We start from the raw sequence: 23727 nt of genomic DNA on the forward strand, positions 1-23727 counted from the left end.
GCGCGCTCGATGGTTTTGCTTACATGAGATGTAAGCAAAGGCTTACAAGCCGAACAATAAAAGTAGAAGCACGCGACTTGAGGCCAACGACCAACGTTCCTGGCGGAAGCGCAGGGCACAACGCAGGATCAAGTGGAAAGGATTAGGTCGGATCGCCCCCTCGCCTCGCAGCGAAGGGGACGCTCCTCAGCGGAACAGGGCGTCGCTCGACAGGCCGTTACGCTCAAGAATCTCGCGCAGGCGCTTGAGTGCCTCGACCTGAATCTGCCGAACCCGCTCCCGAGTCAGGCCGATTTCCTGACCCACCTCTTCGAGGGTACAGCTTTCGTGACCGCGCAGCCCAAAGCGGCGGATCACCACGTCCCGCTGCTTCTCGGTGAGGTCAGATAACCACTGGTCGATGCTCGCCGAGAGATCGTCATCGAGCAACAGCTCGCAGGGATCCGAGGGCCGGTCGTCCGTCAGGGTATCGAGGAGCGTCTTGTCTGTGTCCGGCCCGAGCGACACGTCGACGGAGGTCACGCGCTCATTGAGTCCGAGCATGCGCTTGACCTCAGCGACGGGCTTTTCGAGCAGATTGGCGATTTCTTCGGGACTTGGTTCGTGATCGAGTTTCTGGGTCAGCTCACGAGCCGCGCGCAGGTAGACGTTGAGCTCCTTGACCACATGAATCGGCAACCGGATGGTGCGGGTCTGATTCATGATGGCGCGCTCGATGGTCTGGCGGATCCACCAGGTCGCGTAGGTTGAAAAACGGAAACCCCGCTCCGGATCGAATTTCTCGACAGCACGGATCAGGCCCAGATTGCCCTCTTCGACCAGGTCCAGCAGCGACAGCCCACGATTGACGTAGCGTCGTGCGATCTTGACGACAAGGCGCAGGTTGCTTTCGATCATTCGCTTGCGGCCTGCCGGGTCGCCCTTTTGAGCCAGGCGCGCGAAGTGCACTTCCTGCTCGGGTGTCAGAAGGGGGGAAAATCCGATCTCGTTGAGATAGAGCTGCGTGGCGTCGAGCGCGCGCGTGTAGTCGATGAACTTGTGTTGCTTGACCGTTGCGGTCTTGGACTTGGTGCCAATCGAACCGGCGCGGGAGACCTCGGTAACCGGATCTGTAACCGCGGTCGGCTCCATGAGTAGAACGGCATCGTCTACGTCAAACTCCGGCACTTCTTTTTTGAGAGCCATTATTGTTTTCCTGTTCTGAGTTCGACAACAGGCTTGGGCGACACTCGGTCCCTGGTATCGCTCAAGCCCATCCTAGGGCCGGAACAGGATGTATCAAATCAACGCTTCGGAAGGTATTGGAGGGGGTCTACCGGTTTGCCCTGGCGGCGAATCTCGAAATGCAACTTCACTCGATCGGTCCCGGTCGATCCCATCTCGGCAATGCTCTGCCCAGCCTTGACTTGTTGACCCTCCTGAACCAGCAGCCTGCGGTTGTGACCGTAGGCGCTCACATAGGTATCGCTGTGCTTGATGATCACAAGTTCGCCGTAGCCCCGTAAACCACTGCCGGCGTACACAACAGCCCCATCAGAAGCAGCTAAAACAGGCTGTCCTAATTCCCCGGCGATATCAATGCCTTTATTCAAACTGCCGTTTGAGGAAAAACGCCCGATCAGCGTGCCGTTTGCGGGCCATGCCCAGCCGCTGGCTGAACGCGTGACAGGTTGCACCGGCGTGCTCGCCACAGGCTTGCTGGGCGCCGGCACGGATGGCTTGACCAATGGCGGCTGGCTGGGCACTGGCGTGGCAATTGGCGTAGAAGGCGCCGGCCGCGGCGGTGCTGGTTGCGCAGCCGGACGAGCGGTCACTGCGCGAGGTGCCCCGCCGCTGAAACGGATGGTCTGCCCAGGGTAGATCACATGCGGTGGATCGATGCGGTTCAGACGGGCCAGATCGCGCCAGTCCCAGCCAAAGCGGAAAGCGATGGACCAGAGCGTGTCACCGCGTTTGACGACATACTGTCCGCTCGTCACCCGCTCCCGGCTATTGCGGTCAACCACATGAACGCCCCCGGACGGAGGGCTGGCACAGCCGCCGAGCAACGCGGTGGCGAGCACGGCAACCAGCGCCCAGCGTATGGATGGCATGTCACTGCAGCGCATGCGAGATATGAACTTCAATACCCGCTCCCTTTGACGAGCCTGTTTCAGACGCTTTCTGCCATGGGCTGGCGCCGCCCGGCAAACCACTCAAGTCCCAGGACCAGCACGATACCGGAAAGCGCCAGCAGTATCGCCAGCATCAATTGCGGGTCCTGGCCGGTCAGATCGCCGAACCCGGCAGGCGACAGGTTTCGCTCCAGCACCGCGACCCGTTCTCCATGCGAATCGAGGCGCCAGGTCAGGGTTTCCTTCCACGGCCAGACCTTGTTCAACGAGCCGAGCATCAGCCCGGTCAAAAAGGCCAGTGTCAGGTCCCGCCAACGGCTCAGCACATAGCTCAGCAAGCGGGCAAAGCTGAGCAGTCCCACCAGGCAGCCGCCGGCGAAGACCAGCATCACGCCGAGGTCCAGGGCCTTCACCGCGCCAAGCACGACCGGGTACAGGCCGAGCAGCACCAGAATGAAGCTGCCGGATATGCCCGGCAGAATCATCGCGCAGATGGCGATGGCGCCGGCCAAAAACAGGCTCAGGCTGCCCGTGCCCCATTGCATCGGCGAGGCGACGGTAATCCAGTAGGCAAAGGCAATACCGAGCAGCAGGCTGATCAACTGGAACCATCCGCGCTGGCGAACCTCCTTGCCAACGAGGTGTACCGATACCAGGATCAGTCCGAAGAAGAACGACCATACCGGGATGGGGTGGTGTTCGAGCAAATAGCTGATGAGTTTGGCGAGGGTCAGAATGCTGGTGATGATCCCGGCAAAGAGCACCGTGAGAAAGGTGCCGTTGGCAACACGCCAGGCTTCGGCTATACGCCCCCGGACCAACGGCGCCACGGCATTGGGCACAGCTCCAATGGAGCGTAGCAGCTCGTCATAGATTCCCGTGATGAACGCGACCGTCCCGCCTGAGACGCCCGGAACGACGTCCGCCGCGCCCATCGCCATGCCCTTGGCATACAACAGCAAGGTGTTTTTCATGCTTCCTTCCGCCGAAGTCAAACGACAGGTCCATTGAGTAGCGGCACGAAGCGGACGGTATCCAGTAGGTGACGGGAAAACCCGTCTTCTTCTCGAATGATCAGCATCAGTTGCTGGACTTCACCGACACCGACCGGGATCACCAATCGGCCTCCGGGCGCCAGCTGATCGAGCAAGGCCTGAGGTACGTCGGCCGCGGCCGCTGTGACGATGATGCCGTTGTAGGGCGCCAATGCAGGCCACCCCTCCCAGCCATCACCCCAGCGAAAGACCACGTTGCGCAACTTCAGTTCGACGAGTCTTTCCTTCGCCCGATCCTGCAAGGCCTGGATGCGCTCGACCGAGAATACGCGTTCCACCAACTGCGCCAGCACGGCCGTCTGGTAACCGGAGCCGGTGCCGATCTCCAGCACCTTGTCCAACGGGCCGTCGGCGAGCAGCAGCTCGCTCATGCGGGCCACCATGAACGGCTGCGAAATGGTCTGGTTGTGCCCGATCGGCAGCGCGGTGTCTTCATAGGCGCGGTGCGCCAGTGCCTCGTCGACGAACAGATGGCGTGGCGTACGGCGGATCACTTCGAGCACGCGGGGGTCGGACAGGCCTTCCTCGTAGAGGCGCTGGATCAGCCGGTCGCGCGTGCGCTGCGACGTCATGCCGGTGCCGTGCCGCAACAGATCGTCGGGTCCGCGGTGGTTCACAACACATCCTCCAGCCAGTTGCCGAGACCTTCGAAGGCCTCGTGGAAGGTCCGGTCGAGCTGCAGCGGCGTGATGGAGACGTAGCCCTGCATCACGGCATGGAAGTCCGTGCCGGGACCGCCATCCTCGACGTCGCCCGCCACGGAAATCCAGTAGCCGTCCTTGCCGCGCGGGTTGGCTTGCCGGACCGGCGGTTTGGCGCGACGACGATGGCCAAGGCGGGTCAGCTGGACGCCACGGATGTGGTCGAGCGGCAGGTTGGGTACGTTGACGCTGAGGACGGTGCGCGGCGGCAGCTCGAGCGTCTGCTGCTGTTCGACGAGCCGGCGCGCGATGTAGGCGGCGGTGGGCAGATTGTCGGTCAGGCGCGACACCAGGGAAAAGGCGAACGCCGGCTTACCGGTGAAGCGCCCCTCGATGGCCGCCGCGACAGTGCCGGAATACAGGACATCATCACCCAGGTTGGCACCCAGGTTGATACCCGAGACCACCATGTCCGGTGCGTCGTCGAGCAAACCGTTGATGCCCAGGTGAACACAGTCGGTGGGCGTGCCGTTCACACCGATGAACCCATTGGGCATGGTCACGGGATGAAGCGGGCGATCCAGGGTCAGCGCACTGCTGGCACCACTCATGTCCTGGATAGGGGCAATTACCTTGCACTCGGCATAATCCGCCAGCGCGTCATAAAGCGCGGCGAGCCCAGGTGCATACACCCCGTCGTCGTTGGCGATCAGAATACGCATCAGATGTCCGTCTGCCCTGCCAGGCTGACCAGCTCACGCACCACGGCCGTGGCGAAGCATCCGGTCGGCAGGACGAATTCAAGTTGCAGAATGTCAGGCCCGGGATAATGCCACGACAAGCCGCCGATGGGGAGGCGAAGAATGCGCCGTTCATGCTTCATTCCGGCTTCTGCGAGCCACTTGGCGATTGCCGGTTCGGAGGCGGCGATTCCCGCCTCCAGCACTTGTATTTCGCCGCCTGAGGGTGATTCGCCCAGGCCCCACAGTGGGCCGGTCGGATGCAGATCCATGATGTGCAGTCGCGGATCGTTGCATTCGGCTTCGCCCGCCGGAAAGAAGCTGCGACTGTCGGTGAATGCCAGCAGATCGCCAACGCGGGCGCGGTGCCAGCTGCCATCGGCGACTCGCTCGGCCAGCACGCGGTTGAAGAGGTAGCTGCGCCCCGCGGACAACAGCCGCGAGCGCAGGTTGCGCTGCTCGGGTAACGCTTGCCGCTCGGCGAAATGCCGCGCCGCCTGGATATTGCCACCGTCGAAGCCAAACCGTTGCCAGCCGAAGTAGTTCGGTACGCCCTGCTCCTTGATTTGAGTCAGGCGTCGCTCCAGCTCAGCCCGATCGGCCTTCAGATCGGTCAGACGCAGGGTGAACCCGTTCGCCGAATGTGCGCCTCGCTGAAGCTTGCGTTGGTGACGGCCAACACTGAGGATCTTGAGCGTTTCGTCTTCGGCGCTGGCCAATGACGGATCGGACTTGCCGGGCAGATGCAGGCTGAACCATTGACGGGTCAGTGCTTGACGATCCTTCAGGCCGCCGTAACTGACGTTGCGCAGCGAGGTCCCCGCAGCCCGCGCGAGCCGACGCGCGGCCTCCTCGGTATTCAGGTTGCGCTTCTCGACCCAGAGCCAAAGGTGCTCACCAGCGCCGGACAACGGAATGTCGAGCACCTCGTCGACCTGGAAGTCCTCGGCGACCGCCTTGAGCACGGCCGTGCCACAAACATCGCCATGCGCCCTGGGGCCCAGCAGATGGTCCTCGGTCATGCGCCGACCAGCAGCGCGACGGCATGCACGGCAATACCTTCTTCGCGCCCCGTGAAGCCAAGCTTCTCGGTCGTGGTCGCCTTGACGTTGACCTGGTCGAGCTCGACCTGCAGGTCTTCGGCGATCAGGCGGCGCATCTGCTCGATATGCGGGGCCATTTTCGGTGCCTGGGCGATGATGGTCGCGTCGACGTTCCCCACCTTCCAGCCCTTCGCCTGCACCTGCGCCAGCACATGGCGCAGCAGCGCACGACTGTCGGCGCCCTTGAACGCCGGATCGGTATCGGGGAAGTGCTTGCCGATGTCACCCAGGGCCGCCGCCCCGAGTAGCGCATCGCTCAGCGCATGCAGCAGGACGTCGCCGTCGGAGTGCGCGAGCAGACCGAAGCGATGAGGAATCCGCACGCCGCCAAGGGTGATGAAGTCACCCTCGCCAAAGCGATGAACGTCGTAGCCGTGGCCGATGCGCATAGTCTCGTTACCTGCAGGAAAACAGCCGGCAATTCTACAGCAGCACGCCGGCCATGGGAGCCGCGGGCGCCGCCGTGGATCGACCGAACCGATAAGTACCATCAACCGAATTGATTCGGCATCGCCTGGAGGCGATATATAGTTCGCCCCATCGCGATATACCGAATCAGGTCCGCCATGCCAGACGAACTCGACGACATTCTCAAGGCCATCGCCCATCCGCTTCGACGGGACATCCTGCACTGGCTCAAGCAACCGGAGCGCTATTTCTCCGAGCAGCATCATTCGCTGGAGAACGGCGTCTGCGCTGGTCAGATCGACCAGCGCGCCGGACTGTCCCAGTCCACCGTATCGGCACACCTGGCGACGCTGCAGCGGGCGGGCCTGATCACCAACCGCAAGGTTGGCCAGTGGCATTTCTTCAAGCGCAACGAGCCGGCCATCGAGGCCTTTCTCGCACGCCTTCGCGAACAACTTTGAGCCTTAACCCGAACCGATCCGAGCAGAGGAGCTGCATTGTCATGCCAACACTTTTCGACCCGATCAAGATAGGCGACCTGGAACTGGCCAATCGCATCATCATGGCCCCGCTGACCCGCTGCCGCGCCGAACCTGGCCGGGTACCCGGTGACCTGATCGCTGAATACTATGCTCAACGCGCCGAGGCCGGACTGATCATCAGCGAGGCGACCTCCGTCACGCCGATGGGCGTGGGTTACCCCGACACACCCGGTATCTGGTCGGCCGAACAGGTGCAGGGCTGGAGAAAGGTCACCGACGCGGTGCACGCCAAGGGCGGCAAGATCGTCCTGCAGCTCTGGCATGTCGGCCGCATCTCCGACCCGATCTACCTCGACGGCGAACGCCCGGTCGCGCCCAGCGCCATCAAGCCGGCCGGCCATGTCAGCCTGGTCCGCCCGATGAAGGACTACGAAACGCCACGTGCGCTCGAGACCGACGAGATACCCGCCATCATCGAGGCCTACCGCAAGGGCGCGGAGAACGCGAAGGAAGCCGGCTTCGATGGCGTCGAAATCCATGGTGCCAATGGTTATCTGCTCGACCAGTTTCTGCAGGACAGCACCAACCGTCGTACCGACCAATACGGCGGCCCCGTCGAGAACCGTGCCCGCCTGCTGCTGGAAGTAACCGACGCGGCGGTTGGCGTCTGGGGGCCGGGCCGTGTCGGTGTGCACCTGGCGCCTCGCGCCGATGCCCACGACATGGGTGACTCCAACCGCGCCGAGACCTTCGGCTACGTCGCTCGCGAACTGGGCAAGCGCGGCATCGCTTTCATCTGCACGCGGGAAAAGGCCGGTGAAGACAGCCTGGGTCCGCAGTTGAAAACCCTGTTTGGCGGCGTCTACATCGCCAACGAAGGATTCGACAAGGCACTGGGCGATGCCTGGCTCAGCGAGGGCAAGGCCGACGCCATCGCCTTTGGTGTTCCCTACATTGCCAATCCGGACCTGGTTCAACGCCTGCGCCAGAACGCGCCGCTCAACGAACCCCGGCCCGAACTGTTCTACGCCAAAGGCGCCGCCGGTTACACCGATTATCCGTCGCTCTAGCTCCTTGCGATGGGAAGCCCGGCCGGATCTCCGGTCGGGCTTTTTTGTGCCTTTGTATCAACCGAAGACCACCGTCCGGCCCATCCGCGGCGCATCACCTCGGCCGCAAGCGCAGCGCGCCGCGACCCGCGACGCGGAGCGTGGCCTCAACCTTTCAGCGCCTGGGCATGGTGACGCAGATGATCGTCAATGAAGCTGGCGACGAAATAATAGCTGTGGTCGTAACCCGGCTGGATACGCAGCGTCAGTGGGTGTTCCGCCGCCTTCGCGGCTGCTTGCAGTGCTTCAGGCTTCAACTGCGTACTCATGAAGTCGTCACGATCGCCCTGGTCCACCAGAATCGGCAACTTTTCGTCCGCCTTCCCGATCAGGGCACAGGCGTCCCAGTCGCGCCACCGCGAACGGTCGCTTCCCAGGTACCCGGAGAAGGCCTTCTCGCCCCAGGGGCAATCGACCGGATTGGTGATCGGTGAGAACGCCGATACCGACGCGTAGAGACCCGGATTCTTCAGCGCACAGATCAGCGCACCATGGCCACCCATCGAGTGCCCACTGATGCCCCGCTTGCCAGAAACCGGGAAGTTCGCCTCGATCAGCGCCGGCAGCTCCTCCACCACATAGTCATACATCCGGTAGTTCCGAGCCCAGGGCTCCTGCGTAGCGTTGACGTAGAAGCCGGCACCGAGCCCGAAGTCGTAAGCTGCCTCGGCGTCATCCGGCACGTCTGCGCCGCGCGGGCTGGTATCGGGCGCCACGATGATCAGCCCGAGCTCGGCCGCCATCCGTTGTGCCCCGGCCTTCTGCATGAAGTTTTCGTCGGTGCAGGTCAGGCCCGACAGCCAGTACAACACCGGCAGCGTCTCGCCCCGCTCGGCCTGTGGCGGCAGGTAGACGGCGAACACCATGTCGCAATTGAGGGCGGAAGAGCGATGACGATAACGCTTGTGCCAGCCGCCAAAGCTTTTCTGACAGGAAATGTTTTCCATGAAACCTCCCGAAGCCGACAAGGGCGCGGAGGCAAGGGGTCGTCGAACCTCAAGCCTCAAGCGCCCTTGGCCGCCGTTAGAAATGAATGACGGTGCGAATGCTCTTGCCTTCGTGCATCAGGTCGAAGGCATCGTTGATCTCCTCCAGCCCCATGTTGTGAGTGATGAAGGTGTCCAGCGGAATTTCGCCTTTCTGAGCCTTCTCGACATAGCTCGGCAGCTCGGTACGCCCCTTGACGCCGCCGAAGGCACTGCCGCGCCAGACGCGACCGGTGACCAACTGGAACGGACGCGTGCTGATTTCCTGCCCGGCACCGGCGACGCCGATGATGACCGACTCACCCCAGCCCTTGTGGGCGCACTCCAGCGCCGCGCGCATCAGCTGCACATTGCCGACGCACTCGAAGGAGTAATCCACACCGCCGTCGGTCATCTCGATGATCACGTCCTGGATCGGCTTGGCGTGCTCCTTCGGATTGACGAAATCGGTAGCGCCCAGGGCTTCGGCGATCGGGAACTTGGCCGGATTGATATCGATTGCGATGATTCGGCTGGCCTTGGCCATCTTGGCGCCGATGATCGCAGCCAGGCCGATCCCGCCGAGACCGAAGATCGCGACCGTCGCGCCCTCTTCCACCTTGGCGGTGTTGATTACTGCGCCAATCCCGGTAGTGACGCCGCAGCCGAGCAGGCAGACCTTGTCCAACGGCGCCTCCTTGGGGATCTTCGCGACGGAGACTTCCGGCAGCACGGTGTACTCGGAAAAGGTCGAAGTGCCCATGTAGTGATAGATCGGCTCGCCCTTGTAGCTGAAGCGCGTGGTGCCGTCGGGCATCAGGCCCTTGCCTTGCGTGGCGCGCACCGAGCTGCACAGGTTGGTCTTGCCGGATTTGCAGAACTTGCACTGGCGGCATTCGGCCGTGTACAGCGGGATGACGTGATCGCCGACCGCCACGGACGTCACGCCCTCGCCTACCGCCTCGACGATACCGCCGCCTTCGTGACCGAGGATGCAGGGAAAGACCCCCTCGGAGTCCTCACCGGACAGCGTGTAGGCGTCCGTGTGGCAGACGCCTGTCGCCACGATGCGCACCAGCACCTCGCCCGCTTTCGGCGGAGCGACGTCCACTTCGACGATTTGCAACGGTTGATTAGGGCCAAAGGCGACGGCGGCGCGAGACTTGATGGTCATGGGGATCACTCATGTGTGGGAAGAAACTGTACGCAGTGTAGTTTCAGACGCGTGCAGGGTTAATCAGCTCCGCGTAGAAACATTATTGCCTGCAAGGGATAATCACGCGTTCAACCTATCGGGAGTGGCACGATGAGCCGTTGGGAAGGCCTGGACGAATTCGTAGCGGTTGCCGAGCATGCCAGCTTCATGCGCGCCGCTGAGCAGCTGCGCGTGTCGTCCTCGCATGTGAGCCGCCAGGTCGCCCGGCTCGAAGAACGTTTGCAGGCGCGACTGCTCTACCGCACCACAAGGCGCGTATCGCTTACCGAAGCCGGCCACACCTTCCTGGCGCGCTGCCAGCGGCTGATCGAGGAGCGCGACGAAGCCTTTCACGCCATCAGCGATCTGCACGCGGCGCCTACCGGCTTGCTGCGCATGACCGCCGCGGTTGCCTATGGCGAGCGCTTCATCGTGCCGCTGGTCAACACCTTCATGGCACAGCACCCCCAACTGCGGGTGGAAATCGAATTGTCCAACCGGACCCTGGACCTAGTCCAGGAAGGCTATGACCTGGCGATCCGGTTGGGTCGGCTGAGCGAATCCCGACTGGTCGCGACCCGCATCGCGCCGCGCGCCATGTACCTCTGTGCCGCGCCGGCATATCTGGAACGCTACGGGCGACCCCACACCCTGTCCGAACTGGCGCGGCACAACTGCCTGGTCGGCACGAGCGACACCTGGATATTGCAGGTCGACGGCCGCGAGCAGCCCTTCAAGCCCAGCGGCAACTGGCGCTGCAACAGCGGCCATGCAGTACTGGACGCCGCGCTTCGCGGCTTCGGGCTGTGCCAGTTGCCCGATTACTATGTGCAGGAGCCGCTGCGCCGCGGCGAGCTCGTCTCGCTGCTGGAGGCCAACCAGCCACCGAATACGGCCGTCTGGGCCGTCTACCCCCAACGCCGCTATCCCCTGCCCAAGGTTCGCCTGCTGATCCAGGCGCTGCGCGACGGCCTGGCCATGCGTCCGGAATACCGCACGGACGCAAACGATTCCGACCCGCACCGCGCGTCCGACCGGCCCTGCACGGCGGAACCCGCCCCACGGGCCCACGTCGAAAATTCTGTAGCCGACGCTCTGCGTACGCCGGAGCGACCCGGCGATTCAATCAGGAGGACAACATGCAGATTCTGGTGAACAGCAATCACAGCGTCGACGTGACCAGCCAGCTCGAAGAGCACGTGAAGGCGACAGTCGAGAGCGAACTGGAACGCTTCGACGATCAGCTGACCCGAGTCGAAGTTCATCTCAACGACGAGAACAGCGGCAAGAGCGGACCGCAGGACAAGCGCTGCCAGATGGAGGCGCGAGTGAAAGGCCACGAACCCATCTCGACGAGCCACAAGGCCGATTCCCTGGTGCTCGCCATCGATGGAGCCGCTGAAAAGCTCAGCCATGCGCTCGCTCACGCGCTGGACAAACGCCAGAACCACCACTGAAAGACCACCGACACGACCTGCCAAGCAGGCCGAGGCCGAATCCACGAGGGATCGAACCAGCCGATAACGAAAGAGGCCGTACATGAACAGATTGCTCGATCGCGAAACCCTGTCCCAACTGCTGGCCAAGCGCGAGGCACCCTGCCTGTCGTTGTACCAGCCCACCCACCGCAGCTTCCCCGAGCGCCAGCAGGACCCCATCCGCTTCAAGCACTTGGTCCGTCAGCTCGAGGAATCACTCAAGCAGCAGGGCCGTGCCGAACACGCCGCGACGCTGCTAAAGCCCTTCCACGAGCTGCTCGACGACAGCGAGTTCTGGAACAGCAACCGCGACGGGCTGGCGGTCTTCGCCGCAGCCGACTACTTCGAGGTGTTCCGTCTGCAACGCAGCGTTCCGGAACTGGCCGTCGCCAATGACCGCATGCATCTCAAGCCCCTGCTGCGTATCGCCCAGTCCGCTGACCGTTATCAGATCCTCGCCATCACGCTCGACTCGATCAGGCTGTTCGAGGGCAATCGTGACGGCATCGACGAAGTCAAGCTGGCTGACGGCGTTCCGAAAACCGTGGAGGAAGCGCTCGGTCGCGAGCTGACCGAAAAAGGCCAGACCGGCTTCCCGCAGGGCTACAGCCGCGCCAGCGAACGCGGTGACCCCATGCAGGTGGAAAGCGGCGGCGCGGGCCGGCAGGACGAGATCGATCGCGATCGTGAACGCTTTTTCCGCGAGGTGGACCGAGCCATTCTCGAGCACCACAGCCGCAAATCACGGCTGCCGCTGATCCTTGCTGCGCTACCGGAGCACCAGTTTCATTTCCGCAAGCTCAGCCACAACGAGTTCCTGCTGCCAGAGGGCATCGAACATGACGCCTCGCTGCTGAGCCGGGACGAGCTCCGCGACAAGAGCTGGATGGTCATGCAGCCACGCTACATCAAGCGGCTCGAAGGCTTTCTTGACCAGTACGGCGAGTCGCATGGACAAGGGTTGGCGACTGATCAACTCGACCAGATCGGCCAGGCCACGGTGGAAGGCCGAGTCGCGACGCTGCTGGTCGAAGCCGACCGACAGATTCCAGGCGTGACGAACAAGGAAGAAGGCAAGGCGATCCCCGCCAACGGCAGCGCGGCGACAACACCAGATCTGCTCGACGAGCTGACCATCTGGACGCTGGAACAAGGCGGCGAGGTGATTGCGGTCCCGACCGAACGCATGCCCACCGAAAGCGGCGCAGCGGCCATCTATCGCTACTAGCTGAAGCCGGCTCGATCAGCGCGCCCAGCGCTGCTCGAGCCATTGCAAATCTTCCGGGCGGGTGACCTTCAGGTTGTCCGCCCGACCTTCCACCAGACGGGGACTTTCCCCTACCCATTCGATCGCGGATGCCTCGTCGGTCACCGCTGCGCCTGCCTCGAGCGCAGCCTGGAGAGCATCGAGCAGCGCGCCGAGACGAAACATCTGCGGTGTATAGGCCTGCCAGATCACGCTACGGTCGACGGTTTCGACTACTCGGCCGTCCGCACCCGCGCGCTTGAGCGTATCGCGTGCAGGCACCGCGAGCAGGCCGCCGACCGGGTCGTCGGCGAGCTCGCCCAGCAGGCGATCCAGATCGCCACGGGCGAGGTTGGGGCGAGCAGCGTCGTGAACCAGCACCCAGTCCGTCAGCCGCGCGCCCCGTTCACGCAAATGGCAAAGCCCGGCGAGCACCGAGTCGGCGCGCTCCGCACCGCCATCGACGCGTTGGACGCGCTGATCGAGCGCGCAGGTCAATGACGGCCAATACGGATCTTCGGGCGCGATGGATACCACCAGGCCAAGCAAGCCGGGGTGATCAAGAAAACAGTCCAACGTGTGCTCGATAAGCGCCTTGCCCGCCAGTGGCAAATACTGCTTGGGCCGATCGGCACGCATCCGGCTGCCGACGCCTGCGGCAGGAATGACCGCCCAGAAGTCCGGCGTCATTCGCGCGGTCATTCGGTCAACTGGTAGAGGGTCTCGCCCTCCTTGACCATGCCCAACTCGTGCCGGGCTCGCTCCTCGACGGTTTCCATGCCCTGCTTGAGCTCCATCACTTCGGCTTCCAGGATGCGATTGCGTTCCAGCAGGCGCTTGTTCTCACCCTGCTGTTCGGCAATCTGCTTGTTCAACCCGCTGACCTGGGCGAGGCTGCCCTCGCCCACCCACAGACGGTACTGCAGGCCAACCAGCAGCATGATCAGGACGACGAACAACCAGTAGGGACTGCGCATGGTGGGCATCGAAAGATTTCGGTTGGTTTCCGGTAACGGTGTATGGGCAGCGATGGTCATCATGCTTGAGCCTTCCCTTGCTTGAGCTATGCGTTGCACGGTCGCCTGCAGAGGCGACCTTAGCAGCGCTGAACCCTAACCACAAAAAAGGGCGACTAACGTCGCCCTCGCCTGCCCGGCAGGGATCAGCCGCGGAACTCGGCGCGCCCCTTGTACGGTGCTTTGCCGCCGAGCTGCTCTTCGATGCGCAGCAGCTGGTTGTACTTGGATACCCGATCCGAACGACACAGGGAGCCGGTCTTGATCTGGCCCGCTGCAGTGCCCACGGCCAGATCGGCAATGGTGTGGTCTTCGGTCTCGCCGGAGCGGTGCGAGATCACAGCGGTGTAACCAGCAGCCTTGGCCATCTGGATGGCTTCCAGGGTTTCGGTCAGCGAGCCGATCTGGTTGAACTTGATCAGGATCGAATTGCCGATGCCCTTCTCGATACCTTCCTTGAGAATCCGCGTGTTGGTGACGAAGAGGTCGTCGCCCACCAGCTGGACCTTGCTACCGATCTTGTCGGTCAGCACCTTCCAACCGTCCCAGTCGGACTCATCCATCCCATCTTCGATGGAGATGATCGGGTAGCGCTGGGTCAGGCCGGCCAGATAGTCGGCGAAACCGGCTGCATCGAAGACCTTGCCTTCACCCGCCAGGTCGTACTTGCCGTTTTCGAAGAACTCGCTGGAAGCGCAATCCAACGCCAGGGTCACGTCGTCACCCAGCGTATAGCCAGCGTTGGCGACCGCTTCGGCGATGGCGGCCAGGGCGTCTTCGTTGGATGCCAGGTTCGGCGCGAAACCGCCCTCATCACCCACCGAAGTGCTCAGACCGCGAGCCTTGAGCACGGCCTTGAGGTGGTGGAAGATCTCGGCGCCCATGCGCAGCGCGTCGGCGAAGTTCTTGGCACCGACCGGCTGGACCATGAATTCCTGGATGTCGACGTTGTTATCCGCGTGCTCGCCGCCGTTGATGATGTTCATCATCGGCACCGGCATGGAGTACTGCCCCGGCGTGCCGTTGAGATTGGCGATGTGCGCGTAAAGCGGCAGGTCCTGATCCTGTGCAGCTGCCTTGGCATTGGCCAGCGACACGGCGAGGATGGCATTGGCACCTAGCTTGGCCTTGTTGTCGGTACCATCCAGCTCGATCATGGCGCGATCCAGAGCTTTCTGGTCCAGCGGATCCTTGCCTAGCAGAAGATCACGGATAGGGCCGTTGATGTTGCTGACAGCCTTCAGCACACCTTTGCCCATGTAACGGCTCTTGTCGCCATCACGCAGCTCAAGCGCTTCCCGCGAGCCGGTCGAAGCACCCGACGGCGCGCAGGCGCTGCCGACGATGCCGTTATCCAGGATAACGTCAGCTTCCACGGTGGGATTGCCCCGGGAGTCAAGAACCTCACGCCCTTTGATGTCGACGATCTTTGCCATTTTTTATTAACACTCCGTAGATAGCTTCAAGGCTTCAAGCAGTTTCGATTGGCGAAAAACTCTTGATCAGGTCATCCAGCTGCTTGAGCTGGGTGAGGAAAGGTTCGAGCTTGTCCAGGCGCAAGGCACAGGGGCCATCGCACTTGGCGCTGTCCGGATCGGGATGGGCTTCGAGGAACAGACCAGCGAGGCCTTGACTCAGGCCAGCCTTGGCCAGGTCTGTGACCTGGGCGCGGCGACCGCCGGCCGAATCGGCACGACCGCCTGGCATCTGTAGGGCGTGGGTCACGTCAAAGATCACCGGGTACTGCATCTGCTTCATGATGCCGAAACCGAGCATGTCGACGACCAGGTTGTTATAGCCGAAGGAGGAGCCGCGCTCGCAAAGGATCAACTGATCGTTGCCCGCCTCTTCGCACTTGGTGAGGATGTGCTTCATTTCCTGCGGCGCCAGGAACTGCGCCTTCTTGATATTGATCACCGCGCCGGTCTTGGCCATGGCCACCACCAGGTCGGTCTGCCGCGACAGGAAGGCGGGCAACTGGATGATGTCGCAGACCTCGGCCACCGGCTGCGCCTGGTGAGGCTCGTGCACGTCGGTGATCACCGGCACGCCAAAGGTCTTCTTCACGTCTTCGAAGATGCGCATCCCCTCTTCCAGGCCCGGACCGCGGAACGAGTTGATCGACGAGCGATTGGCCTTGTCGAAGCTGGCCTTGAATACATAAGGGATACCGAGCTTCTCGGTCACCTTCACGTAGGCTTCGCAAATCTGCAGAGCCAGATCACGTGACTCCAGTACATTCATGCCGCCGAACAGGACGAACGGCTTGTCGTTGGCGACCTCGATCTCGCCGACGCGAATGGTCTTCTGGCTCATGCCTTGCTCGCCTTGTAGTCCAGTGCCGCCTTGACGAAACCGCTGAACAGCGGATGTCCGTCACGAGGCGTGGAGGTGAATTCGGGGTGGAACTGACAGGCCACGAACCACGGATGATCCGGCGCCTCGACCACCTCCACCAGCGCACCGTCGCCGGAGCGGCCGGTGATCTTCAGGCCTGCCGCCTCGAGCTGAGGCAGCAGGTTGTTGTTGACCTCGTAACGATGGCGGTGGCGCTCGACGATGCGCTCCTTGCCATAGCAGGCGAACACATTGGAGCCGACCTCGAGCCCGCATTCCTGAGCGCCGAGGCGCATGGTGCCTCCAAGATCTGAACTGTCGCTGCGGGTCTCGACAGTGCCGGCAGCGTCTTCCCACTCGGTGATCAGACCAACAACAGGATGGGTGCTGTTCTTGTCGAACTCGGTGGAGTTGGCATCGGTCCAGCCCAGCACGTCACGGGCGAACTCGATCACCGCGACCTGCATACCGAGGCAGATGCCGAGATAAGGAATCTTGTTTTCGCGGGCGTACTTGACCGTCGCGATCTTGCCCTCGACCCCGCGCAAGCCGAAGCCTCCCGGTACCAGGATCGCGTCCATGCCTTCCAGCAGGCCGGTACCCTGATTCTCGATGTCTTCGGAGTCGATGTAGCGTAGGTTCACTTTGGTACGGCTCTGGATGCCAGCGTGGCTCATTGCCTCGATCAGAGATTTGTAGGCATCCAGAAGTTCCATGTACTTGCCTACCATGGCAATGGTGACTTCCTTCTCCGGATTCAGCTTGGCATCAACGACGCGATCCCACTCGGAGAGGTCAGCCCCGCCGCACTCCAGGCCGAAGCGCTCTACGACGAAATCATCCAGGCCCTGAGCATGCAGGACGCCCGGAATCTTGTAGATAGTGTCGACGTCCTCCAGACCGATCACCGCGCGTTCTTCCACATTGGTGAACAGCGCAATCTTGCGGCGCGAGGACATGTCGATCGGGTGGTCGGAGCGGCAGATCAGCACGTCCGGCTGCAGGCCGATGGAGCGCAGCTCCTTGACCGAATGCTGGGTCGGCTTGGTCTTGGTCTCGCCCGCAGTGGCGATATAAGGCACCAGGGTCAGGTGCATCAGCATCGCACGCTTGGCGCCGACCTCAACGCGAAGCTGACGGATCGCCTCGAGGAAGGGTTGCGATTCGATGTCACCGACAGTGCCGCCGATCTCGACCAGGGCCACATCCGCATCACCGGCGCCCTTGATGATCCGCCGCTTGATCTCGTCGGTGATGTGCGGGATCACCTGGATGGTCGCGCCCAGGTAGTCGCCGCGGCGCTCACGACGCAGCACGTCCTCGTAGACGCGACCGGTCGTGAAATTGTTGTTCTGGGTCATGGTCGTGCGGATGAACCGCTCGTAATGCCCCAGGTCCAGGTCGGTCTCGGCGCCGTCATGGGTGACGAACACCTCACCGTGCTGGAACGGGCTCATGGTGCCCGGATCGACGTTGATGTAAGGGTCCAGTTTGAGCATCGTGACCTTCAGGCCCCGCGCCTCCAGGATGGCCGCCAATGAAGCCGAGGCGATGCCTTTCCCCAATGAAGAAACAACACCACCCGTGACGAAGATGTAGCGCGTCATGAAAAACCCTAGAAGTCTGCGTTAAGCGGTCAGCGCCGCCGGGGAAAAGCGAAGGTGCCACTGCGCCGACGGCGGCAATAGCGAAGCTGCCACGGTTTTCGAGGAAAGCCGCAGAAGCTCTATTGGGACGGGAGCGTAGTCTACTCGAAAAACCCGTCAGCTCAAACCTGGGATCGACGGCGGCGTCCAGGACAACGACAAGCCCAGGGCATCGAACTGTGGCAGGTTGGCGAGCGCGATCAGCTCGTCATCCAGAAAGAGCAACGGCAGCCTCGCACGTGCGAAACCTGGCACACCCGCCTCGTTGAGCAAACGCTTGAGGTCGCGATGCCCCCGCCCCGGCACGCTCATGCGTTCCCCGCCCCGCCGGTACCGGACCTGCAAAGTGCCAGTCACACCGGCGCCCACCAGCCGTACGCTTCCGTTGCCCTCGAGGCAGGTCTGAACGCCGGGAGAAATATCGACCCTCTCCGGTCCGAGCCGCTGCAGCCAGGCGCCGGAAAGCCACCAGAGCCGATCGCCGCCGCGGTGCAGCTCACCATCGCCCAAGCGCCAGATCGGTGTGGCGTCGCACGCCGCATCACGCAAGGCGTTCCAACCGGCCCAATGATCATGATCGGGCAGCCGGGTAAGCGTCCGCAGCCAGCACCGCAGTGCATTGCGCTGGCGAGCAGGGGGGAGCATCGCGAGCGCTGGCAAGTCAAGGCTGGGGATAGGCAGCCAGTCGAGTCGGGGCGGGACGCGAGCGGCCTGCAGGTCGACCGCGGCGAGGTCATCGAGCAACAGCTGAGCCTCGGCGCAATGCCGGGCGGCGCGCGCGACGCTTGCGTCGGCTTGCGGCCAGCGCTCACGCATCACCGGCAACAGCCGATGACGCAGATAATTTCGCGAATGATCCAGGCTCCCGTTGCTCGGGTCTTCCACCCAGGCGAGCCCATATTCGTGGGCATAAGCCTCCAGCTCGTCCCTACTGCATTCGAGCAGCGGACGGAGCAGGACGCCCCTGGCCAGCGGACGCTGGGACGGCATGCCCGAAAGCCCCTGCACACCGGCGCCGCGCAACAACCGAAACAGCACCGTTTCGACCTGGTCGTCGCGATGCTGCGCAGTCAACAGCACACCACCCACCGGCAGATGCGACCCCAGCGCACGATAGCGTGCCTCGCGCGCCTTGCCCTCGAGACTGGCGCCCCGTTCAACCTGAACCTGCAGTACATCGAGGGGAACGCCTAGCGACTCGCAGATCGCCCTGCAATGCGCCGGCCACGCGTCAGCCGCGGGTTGCAGACCATGATGAACGTGCACGGCCGTGATCGGCGGCAAAGGCTCCCGGTCACGCAACGAGGCCAACAGGTGCAGCAAGACCGTCGAATCCAGCCCGCCGGAAAAGGCGACGTGCCAGTGCGGCGCGGATTGCCAGGGGCCCAAGGCGATGCGTAGGCGGGAGTGGAGGGACATGTGAGGAACCTGACGACGAACCGCGTCAGCATAAATCATGCGAAGCGATCCGCTGAATGAAGTCCGCGAGGCGACGCAAACGAAAACGGCGGGACTAGCCCGCCGTTTCGATGTTTCCGGTAATCACGCGATACCGTAGCTCATCAACCGCTCGTAACGGCGCTTGAGCAGGGCTTCGGTATCCAGGCGCTGAAGCATGTCGAGCTGAGCGACCAACTCGTCGCGCATCGACGCGGCGGTCGCCGCCGGATTACGGTGAGCACCGCCGAGCGGTTCGGCGATGACCTTGTCGACGATCCCCAGATTCTGAAGCCGCTCAGCGGTCACACCCATGGCTTCGGCCGCCTCGGGCGCCTTGTCGGCGGTCCGCCAGAGGATCGATGCGCACCCTTCCGGGGAAATGACAGCGTAGGTCGAGTACTGCAGCATGTTCAGCTGGTCGCAAACCCCGATCGCCAAGGCACCGCCTGAGCCACCCTCACCGATCACGGTGGAAATGATCGGCGTCTTCAGACGCGCCATGACTCGCAGGTTCCAGGCGATCGCCTCGCTCTGGTTGCGCTCCTCGGCGTCGATGCCCGGGTAGGCACCGGGCGTGTCGATGAAGGTCAGGATCGGCATCTTGAAGCGCTCGGCCATCTCCATCAGCCGACAGGCCTTGCGGTAGCCTTCGGGACGCGGCATGCCGAAGTTGCGGCGCACCTTTTCCCGCACTTCACGCCCCTTCTGGTGACCGATGATCATCACCGGCTTGCCATCGAGGCGGGCCGTGCCGCCCACGATCGCGGCGTCATCGGAGAAATGGCGGTCGCCGTGCAGCTCCTCGAACTCGGAGAACAGGTGCTTGACGTAATCCAGCGTATAAGGGCGCTGAGGGTGGCGGGCCAGACGGGCGATCTGCCAGCTGGTCAAGTTGCCGAAAATGCTCTCGGTGAGCGATACGCTCTTGTCCTGCAGGCGGGCAATTTCATCACTGATATTCAGCGAGTTGTCATTGCCAACCAGGCGCAATTCTTCGATCTTGGCTTGCAGGTCGGCGATCGGCTGTTCGAAATCGAGAAAATTCGGGTTCATAGGCATCCGTCATGCGTCGACGGCCAGGTGGCCGGAGGCTATTTTTTTGCGCCCTACCTTACGGGACGGACGCATTCAGGTCGAACAAAAAGTTCACAACACGCCCGATCACTGATCGAGCGCACAGGGTGCCTGCAATCGGGTGCGCTTGCGAGCGCCCGTTTCGGAGGCTACCGCTATCGGTATTGGAGGAAGACGTTGTCCCGTCCGAACTGGTCACGCAATGCCTGGATCAAGTTGTCCGCCGGATCGATCCGCCAGCTTTCTCCGAACTGCAGCAAGGCGCGAGCGTCGCGACTGGTGTACTCCAGCGTGATCGGGCAGGCGCCGCGGTGACGCCCGCAGACATCGGCCAGCCAACGCATACGATCGCCCTTGAGGGCATCCCCGACCACCTTGACGCGCAGACTCTCGGCCAGGCCGGTCCGCGCCTCCTCGAGACTCATGACGCGCTTGGCACGCAAGCGCAAGCCGCCGGAAAAATCGTCGTTGCTGACCTCCCCTTCCACCACCACCAGAGCGTCGGTCTGCAGCAGCGCCTGCGCCGAGTGGAACGCCTCGGCGAACAACGAAGCCTCGATACGGCCAGAGCGATCGTCGAGGGTGATGAACCCCATCTTGTCCCCCTTCTTGTTCTTCATCACTCGCAGGTTGACGATCAGCCCAGCCACGGCCTGCTCCCCACGCGCCGGCCGCAAGTCGACGATCCGCTGGCGGGCGAAGCGCCGAACCTCACCTTCGTATTCGTCAATCGGATGGCCGGTGAGGTAAAGCCCCAAGGTATCTTTTTCGCCCTTGAGTCGCTCCTTGAGTGACAGGTCGCGGGCCTTGCGGTGGTTGACGTACACATCCGCCTCCGGCTCGGCGAACAGACCGCCAAACAGGTCCATGTGACCGCTGTCGAGGCTGCGCGCAGTCTGCTCGGCAGCCTGAATCGCCTCCTCCATCGCCGACAGCAGGACGGCGCGGTTGCGATCGATGTTGGCCTGATAGGCCTTCGGCTCGTCGGAAAAAAACGGCCCCAGCCTGTCGAGAGCACCGGCACGGATCAGCGCTTCCAGGGTGCGCTTGTTGATCCGCTTTAGATCAACGCGGCTACAGAAGTCGAAAAGGTCCTTGAACGCTCCGCCTTCGTTTCGGCACTCGCAGATCGCCTCGACCGGCCCTTCGCCGACGCCCTTGATCGCGCCCAGGCCGTAAATGATCCGACCATCCTCGCTGACCGTGAACTTGAACTCGGAATTATTAACGTCCGGCGCGTCGATGCGCAGCTTCATGCTGCGGCACTCTTCGATCAGCGTGACCACCTTGTCGGTGTTGTGCATATCCGCCGACAGGACCGCCGCCATGAACGGCGACGGGTAATGCGCCTTTAGCCAGGCAGTCTGGTACGACACCAGGCCGTAGGCCGCCGAGTGCGACTTGTTGAAGCCGTAACCGGCGAACTTCTCGACAAGATCAAAGATGTTACCAGCGAGGTCCGCATCAATGCCGTTTTTGGCGCAGCCTTCGATAAAGCCGCCCCGCTGCTTGGCCATCTCCTCGGGCTTCTTCTTGCCCATCGCCCGGCGCAGCATGTCCGCCTGACCCAGGGTATAGCCACCCATGACCTGGGCGATCTGCATCACCTGTTCCTGATAGAGAATGATGCCGTAGGTTGGCGCCAGCACCGGCTTGAGCCCTTCGTACTGGTAGTCGGAGTGCGGATAGGAGATTTCCGCCCGGCCATGCTTACGGTTGATGAAGTCATCCACCATGCCCGACTGCAGGGGACCGGGACGGAACAGCGCCACCAGTGCGATCAGGTCTTCCAGGCAGTCCGGCTTGAGCTTCTTGATCAGCTCCTTCATGCCGCGCGATTCCAGCTGGAATACCGCCGTGGTCTCCGCCTTCTGCAGCAGCGAATAGGTGGGTTTGTCGTCCAGCGGGATGAAATCGATGTTGACCGGCTCGAGCCCCTTGCGCGCCTGGTCGCGATTGATGGTCTCGAGCGCCCATTTGATGATCGTCAGCGTCCGCAGGCCGAGGAAGTCGAATTTGACCAGCCCCGCCTGCTCGACATCGTCCTTGTCGAACTGGGTGACGAGTCCGCCACCTTCGTCATCACAGGCAATGGGCGCAAAGTCGGTCAGCTTGGTCGGTGCAATGACCACGCCCCCGGCATGCTTGCCGGTGCCACGAGTGATGCCTTCCAGCTTCAGCGCCATGTCCCAGATTTCGCGCGCATCCTCGTCCACGGCGAGGAAATCGCGCAGGGGCTCCTCCATCTCGTAGGCCTTTTCGAGCGTCATGCCGACCTCGAACGGGATCATCTTCGAGAGACGGTCAGCCAGGCCGTAAGACTTGCCCTGCACGCGCGCCACGTCGCGCACCACCGCCTTGGCTGCCATCGTGCCGAAGGTGATGATCTGGCTCACCGCATTGCGCCCGTACTTCTCGGCCACGTAGTCAATGACCCGGTCGCGACCGTCCATGCAGAAATCGACGTCGAAGTCGGGCATCGACACCCGCTCCGGGTTGAGGAAGCGCTCGAACAGCAGGTCGTAGGCCAGCGGATCGAGGTCGGTGATTTTCTGCACGTACGCCACCAGCGAGCCAGCACCCGATCCACGACCAGGTCCCACCGGCACGCCGTTGTTCTTGGCCCACTGGATAAAGTCCATGACGATCAGGAAGTAACCGGGGAAGCCCATCTGGATGATGATGTCGAGCTCGAAATTCAGGCGATCGACATAGACCTGCTTGCGGGCCTCGTAGTCAGGCGTGTCCTTGGGCAGCAGGACTTCGAGGCGCTCCTCGAGGCCATCGAAGGAAACCTTGCGGAAGTACTCCTCCATGGTCATGCCGGCCGGCACGGGGAAATCCGGCAGGAAGTAGGTCCCGAGCTGGACCTCGATGTTGCAGCGACGAGCAATCTCGACGGTATTTTCCAGCGCTTCGGGCAAATCGCTGAACAGCTCCCACATTTCCTCGGGGGTCTTCAGGTACTGCTGATCGGAATAGACACGCGGCCGGCGCGGGTCGTCGAGCGTGCGGCTTTCACCGATACAGACCCGGGTCTCGTGGGCCTCGAAGTCGTCCTGTTTGAGGAAGCGCACGTCATTGGTCGCGACCAGCGGCACACCGCAACGCTGGGCCAACGCTACGGCCGCATGCAGGTGTTCTTCGTCATTGACCCGATTGGTCCGCTGGACTTCCAGGTAGAAGCGCCGGGGAAAGACCTCCTGCCACTCGCCGAGCAGGGCTTCGGCTGCCGTCTCGTCGCCTTCGAGCAGTGCCTGACCGATCTCGCCTTCTTTGGCGCCAGACAGCGCGATCAGACCATCAGCGGCCTCCTTGACCCAGTCGCGCTCGATGATGATCTGGTCATTACGCTGGCCGTCCATCCAGCCGCGAGAGATGAGTTCGGTGAGGTTGCGATAACCCTGGCCGTCCATCGCGAGCAGGGTCATACGGCTCAGCGGACCGTCCTCGTCACGGCTCGCCAGCCAGATGTCGGCACCGCAGATCGGCTTGATGCCGGCGCCCTGGGCTGCCTTGTAGAACTTGACCAGCGAGCACATGTTGTTCTGGTCGGTAACCGCAACCGCCGGCATGCCCGAGCCTGCAACAGCCTTGACCAAGGGTTTGACCCTCACCAGACCGTCGACCAGTGAATATTCGGTGTGCAGGCGAAGATGGACGAAAGACACGGACATG

The 23727-nt window shown here is 62.7% G+C and carries 21 protein-coding genes and 1 pseudogene; 5 read left to right on the forward strand and 17 right to left on the reverse strand.

The window, feature by feature from the left end; genetic code table 11:
* Nucleotides 1–186: 186 nt before the first annotated feature.
* The 7 genes from rpoS to ispF form a co-directional block, all read right to left on the reverse strand.
* Nucleotides 187–1185, reverse strand: coding sequence for an RNA polymerase sigma factor RpoS (rpoS, locus tag MST27_RS05365; RefSeq protein WP_243604974.1), 999 nt, complete (start codon nt 1183–1185; stop codon nt 187–189).
* Nucleotides 1186–1283: 98 nt separating this feature from the next.
* A complete protein-coding gene (locus MST27_RS05370) occupies nt 1284–2108 on the reverse strand; it encodes a peptidoglycan DD-metalloendopeptidase family protein (RefSeq protein ID WP_243605059.1) in 825 nt (274 codons plus the stop codon).
* A 44-nt stretch (nt 2109–2152) separates the two neighbouring features.
* A complete protein-coding gene (locus MST27_RS05375; RefSeq protein ID WP_243604975.1) occupies nt 2153–3088 on the reverse strand; it encodes a polyprenyl-phosphate transporter in 936 nt (311 codons plus the stop codon).
* Between the two features lie 17 nt (nt 3089–3105).
* A complete protein-coding gene (locus MST27_RS05380) occupies nt 3106–3741 on the reverse strand; it encodes a protein-L-isoaspartate(D-aspartate) O-methyltransferase (RefSeq protein WP_158190168.1) in 636 nt (211 codons plus the stop codon).
* A gap of 41 nt (nt 3742–3782) precedes the next feature.
* Nucleotides 3783–4532, reverse strand: coding sequence for a 5'/3'-nucleotidase SurE (gene surE / locus MST27_RS05385; RefSeq protein ID WP_243604976.1), 750 nt, complete (start codon nt 4530–4532; stop codon nt 3783–3785).
* Nucleotides 4532–5572, reverse strand: a complete 1041-nt coding sequence (truD, locus tag MST27_RS05390) for a tRNA pseudouridine(13) synthase TruD (RefSeq protein ID WP_243604977.1) — start codon at nt 5570–5572, stop codon at nt 4532–4534. Before truD ends, surE begins: the two co-directional genes overlap by 1 nt.
* On the reverse strand, nt 5569–6042 hold the full coding sequence (ispF, locus tag MST27_RS05395) for a 2-C-methyl-D-erythritol 2,4-cyclodiphosphate synthase (RefSeq protein WP_243604978.1): 474 nt from the start codon (nt 6040–6042) through the stop codon (nt 5569–5571). The genes truD and ispF overlap by 4 nt, the downstream gene beginning before the upstream one ends.
* Nucleotides 6043–6219: 177 nt before the next feature.
* Here ispF and MST27_RS05400 point away from each other — a divergent pair, with 177 nt between their 5' ends.
* Nucleotides 6220–6522, forward strand: a complete 303-nt coding sequence (locus tag MST27_RS05400; protein WP_243604979.1) for an ArsR/SmtB family transcription factor — start codon at nt 6220–6222, stop codon at nt 6520–6522.
* Nucleotides 6523–6563: 41 nt separating this feature from the next.
* A complete protein-coding gene (locus tag MST27_RS05405) occupies nt 6564–7613 on the forward strand; it encodes an alkene reductase (RefSeq protein ID WP_243604980.1) in 1050 nt (349 codons plus the stop codon).
* Between the two features lie 146 nt (nt 7614–7759).
* Here the strand turns inward: MST27_RS05405 and fghA are convergent, their stop codons facing one another.
* Together fghA and MST27_RS05415 are read right to left on the reverse strand one after the other, a co-directional pair.
* Nucleotides 7760–8599, reverse strand: coding sequence for an S-formylglutathione hydrolase (fghA, locus tag MST27_RS05410; protein ID WP_243604981.1), 840 nt, complete (start codon nt 8597–8599; stop codon nt 7760–7762).
* 76 nt (nt 8600–8675) lie between these two features.
* Nucleotides 8676–9791, reverse strand: a complete 1116-nt coding sequence (locus MST27_RS05415) for an S-(hydroxymethyl)glutathione dehydrogenase/class III alcohol dehydrogenase (protein WP_243604982.1) — start codon at nt 9789–9791, stop codon at nt 8676–8678.
* A gap of 132 nt (nt 9792–9923) precedes the next feature.
* Between MST27_RS05415 and MST27_RS05420 the strand changes: the two genes are divergently transcribed.
* The 3 genes and pseudogenes from MST27_RS05420 to MST27_RS05430 all read left to right on the forward strand — a co-directional run bounded on the left by MST27_RS05420 (nt 9924) and on the right by MST27_RS05430 (nt 12518).
* Nucleotides 9924–10967 (forward strand): LysR family transcriptional regulator, encoded by a 1044-nt coding sequence (locus MST27_RS05420; RefSeq protein WP_243604983.1) that lies wholly within the window; start codon nt 9924–9926, stop codon nt 10965–10967.
* Nucleotides 10952–11251: pseudogene (hpf, locus tag MST27_RS05425) on the forward strand (ribosome hibernation-promoting factor, HPF/YfiA family); the annotation flags it as partial. The gene MST27_RS05420 and the pseudogene hpf, both read left to right, overlap by 16 nt.
* Before the next feature lie 100 nt (nt 11252–11351).
* Nucleotides 11352–12518: a baeRF3 domain-containing protein gene (locus tag MST27_RS05430; RefSeq protein WP_243604985.1), complete on the forward strand. Its 1167-nt coding sequence runs from the start codon at nt 11352–11354 to the stop codon at nt 12516–12518.
* Nucleotides 12519–12533: 15 nt separating this feature from the next.
* On the opposite strand, the gene ispD is transcribed toward MST27_RS05430, so the two are convergent.
* The 8 genes from ispD to dnaE form a co-directional block, all read right to left on the reverse strand.
* Complete coding sequence (gene ispD / locus MST27_RS05435; RefSeq protein WP_243604986.1) at nt 12534–13238, reverse strand: 2-C-methyl-D-erythritol 4-phosphate cytidylyltransferase; 705 nt, start codon at nt 13236–13238, stop codon at nt 12534–12536.
* Entirely contained in the window at nt 13235–13513 is a 279-nt protein-coding gene (gene ftsB, locus MST27_RS05440) for a cell division protein FtsB (RefSeq protein ID WP_243605060.1), read from the reverse strand. The genes ispD and ftsB overlap by 4 nt, the downstream gene beginning before the upstream one ends.
* 185 nt (nt 13514–13698) lie before the next feature.
* Nucleotides 13699–14988 carry a phosphopyruvate hydratase gene (eno, locus tag MST27_RS05445; protein ID WP_243604987.1) on the reverse strand — a complete coding sequence of 430 codons (1290 nt, stop codon included), beginning with the start codon at nt 14986–14988 and terminating at the stop codon, nt 13699–13701.
* A 34-nt stretch (nt 14989–15022) separates the two neighbouring features.
* Nucleotides 15023–15868: a 3-deoxy-8-phosphooctulonate synthase gene (gene kdsA / locus MST27_RS05450; RefSeq protein WP_243604988.1), complete on the reverse strand. Its 846-nt coding sequence runs from the start codon at nt 15866–15868 to the stop codon at nt 15023–15025.
* Nucleotides 15865–17496, reverse strand: a complete 1632-nt coding sequence (locus MST27_RS05455) for a CTP synthase (protein ID WP_243604989.1) — start codon at nt 17494–17496, stop codon at nt 15865–15867. The genes kdsA and MST27_RS05455 overlap by 4 nt, the downstream gene beginning before the upstream one ends.
* Nucleotides 17497–17652: 156 nt before the next feature.
* Complete coding sequence (gene tilS, locus MST27_RS05460; protein ID WP_243604990.1) at nt 17653–18954, reverse strand: tRNA lysidine(34) synthetase TilS; 1302 nt, start codon at nt 18952–18954, stop codon at nt 17653–17655.
* A gap of 123 nt (nt 18955–19077) precedes the next feature.
* The gene (locus tag MST27_RS05465) at nt 19078–20028 is read right to left on the reverse strand and encodes an acetyl-CoA carboxylase carboxyltransferase subunit alpha (protein WP_243604991.1); all 951 of its coding nucleotides are present in this window, start codon (nt 20026–20028) and stop codon (nt 19078–19080) included.
* Nucleotides 20029–20204: 176 nt separating this feature from the next.
* Nucleotides 20205–23726: a DNA polymerase III subunit alpha gene (dnaE, locus tag MST27_RS05470; protein ID WP_243604992.1), complete on the reverse strand. Its 3522-nt coding sequence runs from the start codon at nt 23724–23726 to the stop codon at nt 20205–20207.
* Nucleotide 23727: the final 1 nt, after the last annotated feature.

The sequence above is a fragment of the Stutzerimonas marianensis genome, assembly GCF_022810315.1.
Taxonomy (GTDB): domain Bacteria; phylum Pseudomonadota; class Gammaproteobacteria; order Pseudomonadales; family Pseudomonadaceae; genus Stutzerimonas; species Stutzerimonas marianensis.

Coding starts and splice junctions, on each gene's coding strand:
- eno (WP_243604987.1), bottom strand. CDS start 14,988: ATGGCAAAGATCGTCGACATCAAAGGGCGTGAGGTTCTTGACTCCCGG.
- truD (WP_243604977.1), bottom strand. CDS start 5,572: ATGACCGAGGACCATCTGCTGGGCCCCAGGGCGCATGGCGATGTTTGT.
- dnaE (WP_243604992.1), bottom strand. CDS start 23,726: ATGTCCGTGTCTTTCGTCCATCTTCGCCTGCACACCGAATATTCACTG.
- MST27_RS05465 (WP_243604991.1), bottom strand. CDS start 20,028: ATGAACCCGAATTTTCTCGATTTCGAACAGCCGATCGCCGACCTGCAA.
- kdsA (WP_243604988.1), bottom strand. CDS start 15,868: ATGAGCCAGAAGACCATTCGCGTCGGCGAGATCGAGGTCGCCAACGAC.
- MST27_RS05375 (WP_243604975.1), bottom strand. CDS start 3,088: ATGAAAAACACCTTGCTGTTGTATGCCAAGGGCATGGCGATGGGCGCG.
- MST27_RS05415 (WP_243604982.1), bottom strand. CDS start 9,791: ATGACCATCAAGTCTCGCGCCGCCGTCGCCTTTGGCCCTAATCAACCG.
- rpoS (WP_243604974.1), bottom strand. CDS start 1,185: ATGGCTCTCAAAAAAGAAGTGCCGGAGTTTGACGTAGACGATGCCGTT.
- MST27_RS05405 (WP_243604980.1), top strand. CDS start 6,564: ATGCCAACACTTTTCGACCCGATCAAGATAGGCGACCTGGAACTGGCC.
- MST27_RS05430 (WP_243604985.1), top strand. CDS start 11,352: ATGAACAGATTGCTCGATCGCGAAACCCTGTCCCAACTGCTGGCCAAG.
- ftsB (WP_243605060.1), bottom strand. CDS start 13,513: ATGCGCAGTCCCTACTGGTTGTTCGTCGTCCTGATCATGCTGCTGGTT.
- tilS (WP_243604990.1), bottom strand. CDS start 18,954: ATGTCCCTCCACTCCCGCCTACGCATCGCCTTGGGCCCCTGGCAATCC.
- surE (WP_243604976.1), bottom strand. CDS start 4,532: ATGCGTATTCTGATCGCCAACGACGACGGGGTGTATGCACCTGGGCTC.
- MST27_RS05400 (WP_243604979.1), top strand. CDS start 6,220: ATGCCAGACGAACTCGACGACATTCTCAAGGCCATCGCCCATCCGCTT.
- ispF (WP_243604978.1), bottom strand. CDS start 6,042: ATGCGCATCGGCCACGGCTACGACGTTCATCGCTTTGGCGAGGGTGAC.
- ispD (WP_243604986.1), bottom strand. CDS start 13,238: ATGACCGCGCGAATGACGCCGGACTTCTGGGCGGTCATTCCTGCCGCA.
- MST27_RS05455 (WP_243604989.1), bottom strand. CDS start 17,496: ATGACGCGCTACATCTTCGTCACGGGTGGTGTTGTTTCTTCATTGGGG.
- MST27_RS05420 (WP_243604983.1), top strand. CDS start 9,924: ATGAGCCGTTGGGAAGGCCTGGACGAATTCGTAGCGGTTGCCGAGCAT.
- fghA (WP_243604981.1), bottom strand. CDS start 8,599: ATGGAAAACATTTCCTGTCAGAAAAGCTTTGGCGGCTGGCACAAGCGT.
- MST27_RS05370 (WP_243605059.1), bottom strand. CDS start 2,108: ATGCGCTGCAGTGACATGCCATCCATACGCTGGGCGCTGGTTGCCGTG.
- MST27_RS05380 (WP_158190168.1), bottom strand. CDS start 3,741: ATGACGTCGCAGCGCACGCGCGACCGGCTGATCCAGCGCCTCTACGAG.